The sequence below is a fragment of the Serratia sp. S4 genome (assembly GCF_000347995.1).
In the GTDB taxonomy this organism is placed as follows: Bacteria; Pseudomonadota; Gammaproteobacteria; order Enterobacterales; family Enterobacteriaceae; genus Serratia; species Serratia quinivorans.
Genome location: NZ_KB661120.1, coordinates 1,576,932 through 1,588,775 on the forward strand (window position 1 = coordinate 1,576,932; position 11,844 = coordinate 1,588,775).

The 11,844-nt window shown below is 54.0% G+C and carries 9 protein-coding genes; 3 read left to right on the forward strand and 6 right to left on the reverse strand.

The features are described 5' to 3' along the window. Positions 1-45: 45 nt before the first annotated feature. From rlmF to SERS4_RS0108180, 3 genes are all read left to right on the forward strand, one after another. Entirely contained in the window at positions 46-1,011 is a 966-nt protein-coding gene (gene rlmF, locus SERS4_RS0108170; RefSeq protein ID WP_017892114.1) for a 23S rRNA (adenine(1618)-N(6))-methyltransferase RlmF, read from the forward strand. A 220-nt stretch (positions 1,012-1,231) separates the two neighbouring features. Continuing rightward, positions 1,232-4,240, forward strand: coding sequence for a DUF4214 domain-containing protein (locus SERS4_RS0108175; RefSeq protein WP_017892115.1), 3,009 nt, complete (start codon positions 1,232-1,234; stop codon positions 4,238-4,240). A 322-nt stretch (positions 4,241-4,562) separates the two neighbouring features. Further along, positions 4,563-5,867 (forward strand): PAS domain-containing methyl-accepting chemotaxis protein, encoded by a 1,305-nt coding sequence (locus tag SERS4_RS0108180; RefSeq protein WP_017892116.1) that lies wholly within the window; start codon positions 4,563-4,565, stop codon positions 5,865-5,867. A 52-nt stretch (positions 5,868-5,919) separates the two neighbouring features. Here SERS4_RS0108180 and ybiO read toward each other — a convergent pair whose 3' ends face one another. The 6 genes from ybiO to dps all read right to left on the reverse strand — a co-directional run bounded on the left by ybiO (position 5,920) and on the right by dps (position 11,789). Next, positions 5,920-8,130 (reverse strand): mechanosensitive channel protein, encoded by a 2,211-nt coding sequence (gene ybiO, locus SERS4_RS0108185; protein WP_017892117.1) that lies wholly within the window; start codon positions 8,128-8,130, stop codon positions 5,920-5,922. A 154-nt stretch (positions 8,131-8,284) separates the two neighbouring features. Beyond that, positions 8,285-9,007: a glutamine ABC transporter ATP-binding protein GlnQ gene (gene glnQ / locus SERS4_RS0108190; protein ID WP_012005910.1), complete on the reverse strand. Its 723-nt coding sequence runs from the start codon at positions 9,005-9,007 to the stop codon at positions 8,285-8,287. Continuing rightward, complete coding sequence (gene glnP, locus SERS4_RS0108195; RefSeq protein WP_012005911.1) at positions 9,004-9,663, reverse strand: glutamine ABC transporter permease GlnP; 660 nt, start codon at positions 9,661-9,663, stop codon at positions 9,004-9,006. The genes glnQ and glnP overlap by 4 nt, the downstream gene beginning before the upstream one ends. Before the next feature lie 105 nt (positions 9,664-9,768). Further along, positions 9,769-10,512: a glutamine ABC transporter substrate-binding protein GlnH gene (gene glnH / locus SERS4_RS0108200; RefSeq protein ID WP_012005912.1), complete on the reverse strand. Its 744-nt coding sequence runs from the start codon at positions 10,510-10,512 to the stop codon at positions 9,769-9,771. 347 nt (positions 10,513-10,859) lie between these two features. Continuing rightward, positions 10,860-11,126: a DksA/TraR family C4-type zinc finger protein gene (locus SERS4_RS0108205; RefSeq protein WP_012005913.1), complete on the reverse strand. Its 267-nt coding sequence runs from the start codon at positions 11,124-11,126 to the stop codon at positions 10,860-10,862. Positions 11,127-11,285: 159 nt separating this feature from the next. Then, positions 11,286-11,789, reverse strand: a complete 504-nt coding sequence (dps, locus tag SERS4_RS0108210; RefSeq protein WP_012005914.1) for a DNA starvation/stationary phase protection protein Dps — start codon at positions 11,787-11,789, stop codon at positions 11,286-11,288. Positions 11,790-11,844: the final 55 nt, after the last annotated feature.

The window sequence follows — 11,844 nt, forward strand, 5'->3', positions numbered from 1 at the left end:
ATGGTATCTTACGCGCCAGAAATACCTTTAAGAGAGCCCGTCACGGTGGAAAAAAAGAAAAGCTTCCCGCAGCAGAAAAGCGGACTGCACCCGCGTAACCGTCATCGCTCACGCTATGACTTTCCGGCGCTGATCGCCAGCTGCCCGGCGTTGGAGCCGTTCGTCAAGCCGAACGCCTGGGGGGATATCTCGGTAGATTTTGCCGATCCGGCGGCGGTTAAAATGCTCAACCGTGCGTTGCTGCAACACTTCTATGGTATCGAGCACTGGGATATTCCCGCCGATTACCTGTGCCCGCCAATCCCGGGGCGCGCCGATTACCTGCACCATCTGGCCGATCTGCTGGCGACCAGCAACGACGGTGAGATCCCGCGTGGCAAAGGCGTGGCGATCCTTGACGTGGGGATTGGTGCCAACTGCATTTATCCGATCGTAGGCCTGCGCGAATACGGCTGGCGTTTTACCGGTTCAGAGATTGACCCGGTGTCGCTCAATTCGGCCAAAATGATCGTCGAAATGAACCCGACGTTAAGAAACAGCGTGCGCCTGCGCCTGCAAAAACAGCCGGAGTTTATCTTTAACGGCATCATCGGTGTGGCAGAGAAGTTTGACGCTACGCTGTGCAACCCGCCATTCCACGGCTCCGAGCAGGAAGCGCAGGCCAGCACCCGCCGCAAACTGCACAAGTTGGGCAAGGGCGAAGTGGCCGACAAGCCGGTACAGAACTTTGGCGGCAAGAATAACGAACTGTGGTGTGAAGGCGGCGAAGAAGCCTTCGTGCGTAAAATGGTCGAAGAAAGCGTCAGCAAGGCGCAGAACTGCCTGTGGTTCACTTCTTTGATATCCAAACACACCACTTTGCCGTCGATTTATCACGCGGCGAAGTTGGCCGGGGTGGCGGAAGTGCGCACTATCGAGATGGCGCAGGGGCAAAAGATCAGCCGCTTTGTCGCCTGGACCTTCCATGACGCCGAGCAGCAGGCCGCCTGGGCGGCAGAACGCTGGCGCTAATTTCGGAGTTTGCACAGATTTTTGCCGGTATGGGAGGCAGCTCCCATACCGACTTTAGGCTTGACACCCTTTCTTGACATATCCCATTAAGGTTCCTTAACTGTAGCCATACCAATAATAGCTATCCCAGCAGTGTGCATCGTCTCTCTCCATGCAGTTGGAGACAGGTTGCGGCACTGATGTGCCGTATCTTTCATTCGACACATTAGTGGGAGTTATTATGATTCCTTTATCTACGCAACAAGAAGTCGGCGCTCTGATCATCGGGATTTTTGGACGTCTGCCGACGGTTTCTGAAATTGACTATTACGACAGTCAATTTGATATCAGCAGCCAGCCACCGGCTTACATGGCCAGTATTTTAATGAGTCAGCCTGATGCCGACTGGATGAACGGCCAGAGCGAATACGATATTCTCACCTCAGTCTACCTTTCGGTTTATAACGCCTACCCCGACCCGGATTATATCAACGAGCTGCTTACGCAGGGCCATTTCAATAGCGCGATCGCCAGTGTGGTCATCAGTCTTTTTAATTATCTGGGGGACGATCCGGCTATCCTCGCGCAGCGTGACGCATTGGATCAAAGGATTGCCGAAGGGCTATTCCCGTCCGTTGCCGATGATGCTGTCGGAGGGGCCGCTGATGCCATCGCCATGTTCTACCTACTGAAAGCCCCTTGGCTGACTGACGAAATCAATTCTTATGGCCGTCAGCTTAATCAGGGGGCCGACCTGGGCGTTCTGGCGCAGGAAAAAATAGAGACGTTGCCAATAAATAATCTTTCGGACGGCGATTTTATTTTGCAGTTGTTCGAACAGGGTTTTGAGCGCCCGCCAACGGCGTCTGAGTTGACCGATTATCAAAATCAACTGGCGGAAGGGGCGACGCGTGGCGATCTGCTGGTTGCCATGATTGAGCAATTACGTGGCGAAGTGGCACCGGAAGATCAGGTTGCGCAGCAGCATTTCAATGATGCCGGTTATCAATATCCGTCGGGGGAACTGCCTGCCACGGTTTATTTGGAGCAAGTGGCAGCGCTGTTTCGCGCTATTCCTGAACGGAGTATTGATGCCGCGTCACTGGAAACCTGGAGCAAAACTCTGGCTTCCGGCACCCTGAGTTATCCGGAGTTGGTCGCTGCCCTGTTGGCAACCCCCGAGTTTCAGGGACAGATTGGTGATTTGCAGGGGGATGCTTTTATTCAACACGTGTATCAGGCCGTTCATGGCAGAGCCGCGGATGAGCAGCAACTGGCGCATTATCGGACTTTGGGTGACGACAAGGGGGTGATTACGCAGGCGGTAGTTGAGGATCTGATGACTAACGACGTCACTGGCGGAGTGACTCAGAGTGAGCAATGGGCGTTTGCCCGTGAGATTGGCCAAAGCCTGGCCTATAAAACCACGGCTTCACTTGGCACTAGCGAAGAGGGTGGAAATGCTTACGGGACGGTAAACACCCATGTCGGACACTCGCTGAGCAACGCGGAAACTGCCGTACTGTTCCGGGTTTTCCTCAATGCAGATAAGGATGTCTCTGTGGATCTGAGCTATGCCTCCCAGCTTTCCTATTTGACTATCAATGGGGGTGGGGCTGCGGCCATTCAGTTGCATCATAACCCGAACGTTAAATATGGCGTGGCGGTGACCGTAAATAACGCCAACGTCACTCTCGACGGTACCTACGGTAGCGATCAGGTACAGTTAATGGCGCTGGCCGATGTGGCTGCCGCCAGCGGGAATTTTAATCTCAATGAGGGCAATGACAGCCTGTTATGGGCCGGGAACTCCACTGGAGGGGCAAACCATGTCGGTTGGGCGCTGAGAGCCGACGGCGGTGCGGGCATGGACATCCTGTCTGCTAACCTGATCGTCAAACTCACTTCTACACTCGATCTTTGGGGAATGCGTGTCAGCACGGTGAGCAGCAACGCTGCCAACTTCAGCCATTTTGAACAGCTCAACCTGGCTGGTTATATCGGCCAGGCTGAAGCGACTCTGAATAAGGTCAGTTGGAGTGGGATTAAGACAGAAAAACTGGCGACTGAAGCCCACGTTTTTGACTATGGCGTGCTAAATGGTCACGCGACGGTAGAGGGCACTCGGGGTGGGTATGTCGTCCAGGATCGGGCTGCGAACGATCTGGGTAGCGGGGGACTGTTGCTTTCCGATCGGGCGGATAATGTCAAAGTGATTAACGCTAATGCGAATGCTGCACGGCTTGAAATCAGCAGCGTGGGCGATCAGGCGGACAGCCGCCTCGAAATCGATTTTCTGGCGAATGCCACTCACCGCGTCGATCTGTTATTTTCCGGCAGCGGAAACGTCGGGTCTTTGGCGCTGGATTCTCACGGCAGTGAAAATCCGCTGGAGCTGATTGCCATCAATGCCACGGGTTGGGGGCGTAGCGCACTGACGTTGACCGGCAGCAATGACCAGGTGCATGACATTGTGCTTTCGGGGCGAGCGAGCTTTAACCTGACGTTGGAGGAGGGCTACCACAACGTGGGGCTGATTGACGCTTCCGCCTTTGCCGGTAATGCGTTCACCCTGAATTCGGCCCATGGCGGCAGCGGAAACGGTACGCTGATCCAGATGCTGGATTTACTGCCGCTCAGCGGTGCCAGCCAGGCCAAATTGGATCCGTTATTGGCCGAATTGGGGCTGGTGGGTGAGCAACTGTTAGTCAAAGGTGGAGGGGGCAATGACCAGTTCAACATCAAGGGAGATACCACGCTAATCGCAGGTGCAGGGCAGAACAGCGTAACTCTGCAATCAAGCACGGCGGCTTCCGGCGTCACACTCAAGGGTTTTTCACTGCAGCAAGACAGCATTACTGACGTTTTGTCCGGAGTGTGCTTATCCCATGATGCCGGAGGTCGCTCATTAGCGGATTACGGCACCAGCGACGGCCAAAATATCGAAGCCCGGATTGGTGTGCTGGGGGATGAACAGATGGGCAGCGCCAGCCAACTGCTGGCGGCACTGCTGGATCTGGGCAGACCGGGGGCTCTCAGCGCTAAGGTGGGGGTGAGCAGCGTATTGGCCGATCAAAACAGCAGTTATATTATTGTCGACAATAACGACGATCACCGGCTGGATGCGGCTGACAGCGTGATCCTGCTGTTGGGCCAGGATCACCAGATGTTGCTCAGTGAGCTGCGCTATCTCCCACCGGAGGTTACTATCACCGCTACGGCATCGACGGAGGAATTACTGGTCGCCTGAGTCTTGACTGTCGTATTAATGTCCGCAGGCGCCGGTTATTTAACCGGCGCCAATAATACTTCGCGTTTTCCTTTCAATTTCTTCAACTTGCGTTATTCTCAATGCGGTTACCATAATAAAAATCCTGATTTAATTATTTATTCAAAAATTAATAGTTACTTTACTGAATTGATATATTTATCCCGGTTAGCGTTATCTGTCTGGAGAATTAGGCCTGCCTGTTTCTCTGGTTGATGTGCGCCTGCGTGTGGGCGCGGCGTGCGTAAAAATAAAATGAGAAGCCATTGTTCGCTAAATCATCTGCCAGAAGGATTTTTACCCTATGCTGTTACGATTCAGTCAGTTAAATACCCACAGCCGTGCGGAATTGAACGCGATAGAAAATGCCGTTGCCATGATTGTATTTAAACCCGACGGCACCGTGCTGCGAGCCAATGATTTATTTCTGCAAACTATGGGATTCCAGCGCCAGGAAGTGATCGGCCAACATCACCGTATTTTTTGTGACCCGCAATATGTTACGAGTACGGCATACCGTAAGCACTGGGAAATGTTAAATCATGGCAAGCCGATTACCGACAATATAAAGCGCATTCGCAAAGACGGTGAAGTTGTATGGCTGCAGGGTACCTATACCCCGGTATTGAGCAAGCAGGGGCGGGTGATAGAGATCGTCAAGATTGCCAGCGTGGTGACCGAACGCATTACCCAGGCACAGGAACATCAAAGTTTACTGGCAGCGTTAAATCGATCTATGGCGATGATCACTTTCAACGCACAGGGAAAGATCCTCGACGCGAACGACAATATGTTGAATCTGATGGGTTATCGGCTGGAGGAGGCGCGCGGACAGTCGCATGCGGTGCTCTGCCCGCCAGAATTTGCCGCCTCTGACGATTACCGTCAGCACTGGCAGCGTTTGGCTCGCGGTGAGTTTATTACCGGGCGTTTTGAGCGGGTAAACCGTCGTGGGGAGCGAGTCTGGCTGGAGGCCAGTTATAACCCAATCCTCAACGAAGATGGGCGGCTGGTGAAAGTGGTGAAGATTGCCCAGGACATTACCCGGCTGATGATCCAGCAGCAGCACGAGGAAGAGATGGTACGCAATGCGCACCATCTTTCTTTGGATACCGACAGAACCGCGGCGCAGGGGGCGGTGATCGTGCAGCAGGCGGTGGCGGGTATGCAGCAGGTGGAAGCGGCCGCACGCGATACTTCCGCCGTGGTCAGCGAACTGGGCAAAGGGTCACAGCAAATTGGTGCCATGGTGGAGTCAATCCGTAAAATTGCTTCTCAAACCAATTTGCTGGCAATCAATGCTTCTATTGAGGCCGCGCACGCGGGGGAACACGGGCGCGGTTTTGCCGTGGTCGCCAACGAAGTGCGTACTCTGGCAGAACAGTCCCGCCAGGCGGCGACAGAAATCGAAAGGATTACCAAAGCGATTCAACAGGGCGTGGCAGCGGCGATTGCCGGAATGGCGGTTTGTGTGGAGCAAGCGGGCGGTGGCGTTGCCCTGACGCATGATGCCGGTGAGGTGATCAATCAGGTGAATGTGGGCATGCAAGACGTGGTGAAACTTATGCAGACATTTGCCTCGGTAAAACAGCCAGAAGCGCTGCACTGAGGCCGCTGGCGCTAGCCCCAACTGGCAGGGTTAGCGCCTTTTCCCATTCAACTCATTTTGTTGCCGGGGGTTCTGAGCCAGGAGCATAAGAAAGCTGCATGGCCTGTTGTGGCATGGCGATATCGGCCTGGTCAAAATGCATTTTTACCAGGCGATCGAGCGCGTACTGCACCACCCACTGTTTCAACGCCTGGGTGCGAACGGTGACCCGGGTGGTGAAGGAACGGTCACCCAGCGCGACCACGCCGTTGAATACCGGTTCGCCGACCAGAAAATGTTTCACCTGATCGTCTTGTTTCAATGCATCAACGGCCTGATGCAGCACTTGATGGACATGATCGATGTCTTCGTCGCGGCTAACGCTGTAATTGGCTCGGTAGACGCCAAATTCGCGGGCATAGTTGGCCAGCGTGGTGATCGAAGAAAAGGGAACTATGTGATACACGCCGTAGTCGTCCCGCAGACCGATTGAACGGATGGTCATGCGCTCCACCGTGCCGGTAATACCGCTGACGGTGACATATTCGCCGGTATTCATGCCGTTTTCGAACTGGATGAATACCCCGGTAATCACATCTTTCACCAGCGTTTGCGCCCCAAAGCTGATAGCCAGCCCCAGTGCTCCGGCACCGGCCAGCAGGGGCGCAATGTTAATCCCCACCTGTGACAGCACAATCATGATGGTAATGGTGCTGATCACTATCGCCAGTACGTTACGAAACAGCGTCAATAAGGTACGTTCACGCGCGCTCGGGCGAATACCGTTGCTCAGTTCCAATGCCAGGCGGTGTTCGATAATGCTGGCCATCAGCGTCCAGCTGAACACGGCAATCACCACAATCAGCAGGATATGCACCAGCCCGCCAATGATTTTCTCGCCGTTTTCGCTGCCGGCCCACTGGTACAAATTGATCAGATGCCAGGCATCAAACAGCAGCAGCGTCACCGCCAACACCACTATCACCCGCAGTATTTTCAACCCATTGGGAATATAGGAGTTAATGCGTCGTTCCAGCATTGGGTAGCGTCGGTTGACGTCTTCCGGCAGTGAGATTCGTCGGAAAATCCAACGGGTCAGCATGCCGGAAAGCAGGGCGCCGAGGCCAACGACCACCAGGCTTTTCACCGTCGCGGTCATCATAAAGCGCAGGCTGTTGCCAATATCAAACTGCGACAGAGCAAATAACACCAGGAAATAGGCGATCGCCAGCAGGTGCCAGACGTGGCCCAGACCGCGCAAAATAATGCTGAAAAATGCCATGGATCGTTCGGCCAGCAGGTTAATTTGCCGTTGTATCGGTTTGCGGTTACGCAGGATCAGTGCCACCGCATACAGCGTCAGGGCCAGCATGATAATCAGATTGGCGGCCGCCGCAGCCGGATAGCTGATTTGCGTCGCCACTACCGGCACCACCACCATCAGACCGTAGCCAATCAGGCCGCTCAGCCAGGCGAGACGCTGGTTCCAGTAGTGGGCGCTGGCATCGCTAAACGGGAAGGGGCGCAGATAATCGAAGTTGGGCGAGAAAATCAGCCGCAGTATCGCCTTGAAGAATTCGATAACCGCAAAGGCGCTAAGAAACAGGGTTTGCAAACGCAGGATGGTCGCGCTGTCGGCATTAACATGGCGCGCAAACAGGTTGCCCGCCGCCAGCGCCAGCAGCAATACCAGCAGATCGACGGCGAAAGCGCCGAGGATGGCCGTCGGCAATTTATACCACGGCCCCTGCTGCAATTTGGCGTTGTGTCCCCAACTGCCCATGCGTTTGTACAGCGGGTGGATCAGCCGACGGATCAGATGGAAGATGGCGAAGGTCACCGCGACCGTCAGCAGAAAGTAGCCCAGGGCGCGGAAAAAACTGTCGGGATTAAAACTGCGTTTTGGCCCCGAGTCGATCAGCTTTTGCAGCGAGTTTAGCCTTTGGTTAACGCTGCTGATGCCCCCTTGTGCCAGATTACTCAGATTGTCGCTCAGCGACTCTGGCGTTTCTGACGCTTCTGTTTTCGGCGGGCCGTTGGCAGATTGATCTGCTGCCTGTCTGAGGTGGCCGATCAGCGCGGCGCGGGCCTTATCGTCTTGCAGAATATCCGCCAGTGCGGCGTAAGAGGCTTTTTGCTGTTGGCTTTGGTCAACGGGGGCGGTTTTCTGCGCGGATTGCGCCATCGCCAATGGGGAAACTGTGCAGGCTATCAGCAGCAGTAACAGGGGAAACCAGCGTTCTCGCAGATGAGAACCTAATCGGGAGTATGCGGTTGCGGGCATTTATCCTCTCTTGGGGCTCTGTAAATCGGCGGATTAAAGACAAATGTTAATAAAAACAAGCAATATAGTAGGAAATGATACGAGACGGGGAGTGGGAACGCGTGCTAAATAGAAACGGCGAGCGCTGAGTGCGCCCGCCGTTGAACAGGATAAATCAGGAAACGTGCTGCAGGAACTCTTTCAAACGCGGGCTTGGTGGGTTGTTGATCAACTCGTGAGGGTTGCCGTCTTCCGCAATCCGTCCCTTATCAATAAAGATCAGCCGTGACGCCACTTTTTCGGCAAAGCCGACTTCGTGGGTGACGATCACCATGGTCATGCCTTCTTCCGCCAGATCCTGCATCACCTTCAGCACTTCATGGCGCAGTTCCGGATCAAGCGCAGAGGTTGGCTCATCGAACAGCATCATTTTCGGCTTCACCGCCAGCGCACGGGCGATAGCCACGCGCTGTTGCTGGCCACCGGAAAGCTCTGAAGGATAGTGATGCGCACGTTCAGCCAGGCCAACTTTGGCCAGCAGGTCGCGTGCCAGCTTTTCCGCATCCGACTTTTTCAGTCCGCGCACGCGGATAGGGCCAAAGGCGACGTTTTCCAACGCGGTCAGGTGTGGGAACAGGTAAAACTGTTGGAACACCATGCCGGCTTCCTGACGGATCAACCGATCGTCAACCTTGGGATCGTTAGCTTTCAGCCCGTCGACGATCAGATCGCCGCTGGTGATCTCTTCGAGCTTGTTGATGCAACGCAGCAGCGTAGATTTACCGGAGCCGGAAGGCCCGATAATCACCACCACTTCACCCTGGTTAATTTTCAGGTCGATGTTGTGCAGCACCTGGGTTTGCCCAAAATGCTTGGAGACGTTTTTAAATTCAATCACAGGATTTTCATCCTTCTTTCCAGACGACGCAGCACGAAGCTCAGCACCAGGGTAATAATCAGATAAATAACCGCCACGGCGCTCCAGATTTCCAGCGCGCGGAAGTTACCGGCAATAATCTCCTGCCCCTGACGGGTCAGTTCCGCCACGCCGATCACGATAAACAGCGAGGTGTCCTTAATGCTGATGATCCACTGGTTACCCAGCGGTGGCAGCATGCGGCGCAGCGCCAGCGGCATAATGACATAACGGATGGTTTCACGGCGTGACAGGCCTAATGCCAGGCCGGCCTCGCGGAAGCCGCTATGAATCGACAGCACGGCACCACGGGTAATTTCCGCAATATAGGCCCCGGAGTTGATCATGATGGTGACCACCGCCGCGCTGAAAGGATCGATGCGTAAATCGCTGAACGCCATCGGCAGGGCGAAGTAGATAAACATCACCTGCACCACGATTGGTGTACCGCGAATAACTTCGATGAATACCAGCGCCACGTGGTTGGCGATCCAACCGCCGTAGGTACGGGCAAAGCCGGCAACCAGGCCGATGATCAGGCCGCCAATCAGACCGAGGACCGAAATCCACAGGGTCATTTTGGCGCCTTCTAACAGGATGGGGATGGCGGGCCAGATGGCGCTCCAGTCGAACTGCATGGTGTTTTCTCCCGGTGATCCCAAACGTGGGAATCAGATACAACAAAGCGCAGGGGCTAAGACACCACCCCTGTGCTCAAGTGAATCAGTGACTGACTTCATCCGTTATTTAGGTTCGGTACCGAACCATTTTTTGTAGATTTCGTTATAGGTGCCGTTGTCGCGCAGCGTTTTCAGCGCGCCATTGACCTTCACGCGCAGCTCGTCACTGCCTTTCGGGAAGGCGATGCCGTATTGCTGAGCTTCCAGTGATTCACCCACGGTTTTGAACTTGCCGGCGCCGGCAGTTTTGATGAAGTACAGGATGTTTGGCGTGTCGTGCAGTACCGCATCTGCACGCTTGGTGCCCAGTTCCATATAGGCGTTATCGATGTTCGGGAACTGACGCAGGTCTTTGGTTTTGATGTGTTGTTTGGCGTAATCAACGGAACCGGTGCCGCTCTTCACCGCCACCACTTTACCGTTCAGATCGTCAATGCCCTTGATGTTGTTGTCGTTGGCATTAACCATCACCAGCAGGCCGCTTTTGTAGTAGCCGTCGGAGAATTCGATGGCTTTTTTACGTTCTTCGGTAATGGTGATACCGGCCAGCGCCAGATCGATGTTTTTGGTTTGCAGTGCCGGGATGATGCCGCTGAAATCCATTGGTTTCAGGGTGTAATCCAGTTTCAGTTCTTTGGCGATAGCGGCCCACAGGTCGATATCGAAGCCGACATATTTGTCGCCTTGCTTGAACTCAAAGGGAACGAATGCGGTATCGGTAGCGACGACCAGTTTGTCTGCTGCGTGGGAGCTAACGGCAAAGGCCAGCGAAAGGGCGGCCAGGGAGACTTTAAAAATTGACTTCATGAGAGGAATTTCCTGTACAGGTTGCGGATTACCCATTTTTTATATTGCAGTTGGTGCCATGAAAGAATCGTGCCATCTTTTCAACTACTATAAAAACAAAGAGTTGTGGTGTGATGTTGTGTTTGAAGATCGAATTATTATTTTCATGCACCAAATTGAGGCCCCAAAATGGTGCTCTGGGTTGCCTGTTGGTGCACTGGCCTATCATTAACCAAATAACGGGGCTGAAACAACCGATAGTTAACAGTTTCGCTTCAATACTGATAACTAACTCTAACTTTTGTGCCGCAAGGCTGTTGCATCTGGTGCAGGAGTGTTCACTGAAAGGGCTTTGGGGTGGCACGTTGTTAACGCAGCTGGCTGTCTTTGCTGCCGCGGCGGTTATATAAGCTGCTCGCCGCCTGTTTTTTATCCAGCTCGGTTTGGCAGGCCAGGCAATAGCGCACGCCTTTCAGCGCTTGCCGACGGGCTAAAGGAATTTCTTCTCCGCATTCCTGGCAATAATGCTCGCTTTCACCCCGGCCCAGCGCCTGTCTGGCACGCTGTACGGCGTCATCCACGGTGGAGTCGATTTGATCTTGCACGGCACCTTCTGCCGCCCATCCGCTTGCCATAGTCACCTCACTATCGTGGCGAAGCTCATCGCCTGTTTTATCTACTATGGGCTGTTTTTTGAGCAATTCAAGCCACGTGAAAAGAAAAACAGGCCGGGGCGAAAGCCCACAGCCTGCTGAGTCCCGCGATGCGGGCCGTTTTGATTGGTACTATCGGGTTTATTCGATGTTGGACTCGATAAACCACAGGAACTTGTCCAGATCGCGGGATGCGGCAGTGAACATATCCGCGGTATCTTCATCCGCCACTTCAGTAATGGCCTTGCGAATGTCATTGGCCACGGCACCGTAACGATCGGCCAGCGCTTTCAGATGTTCCTGCACGCTGTGGATATTGGTCGGATAGCTTTTCAATGGGGTCTTATCGTTCACAACCTGCACGGTGCCCAAGGCGACGCCGCCCAACTGTACGATGCGTTCAGCAAAAGTATCCTGATGATCGATGATGGCCGTACGGAACCCGTCCAGCATTTCATGAACGGCAATAAAGTTGGCGCCGCGCATGTTCCAGTGGGCCTGTTTGGTGATCAACGACAGATCGATAAACTGGATAACCTGGCGGTTCAGCGCCTTGATGGCGTCCAGCTTGGTTTTTTCGTCCATGTCATTGCGAGTGTAAAGCAGCTCAGAAGATTTCGTTTTAACCAGTTTAGCGGTACTCATATCAGATCTCCTCTTGTTGTGACGTAGTCCTATTTTGGTACGGGATTAATTATAG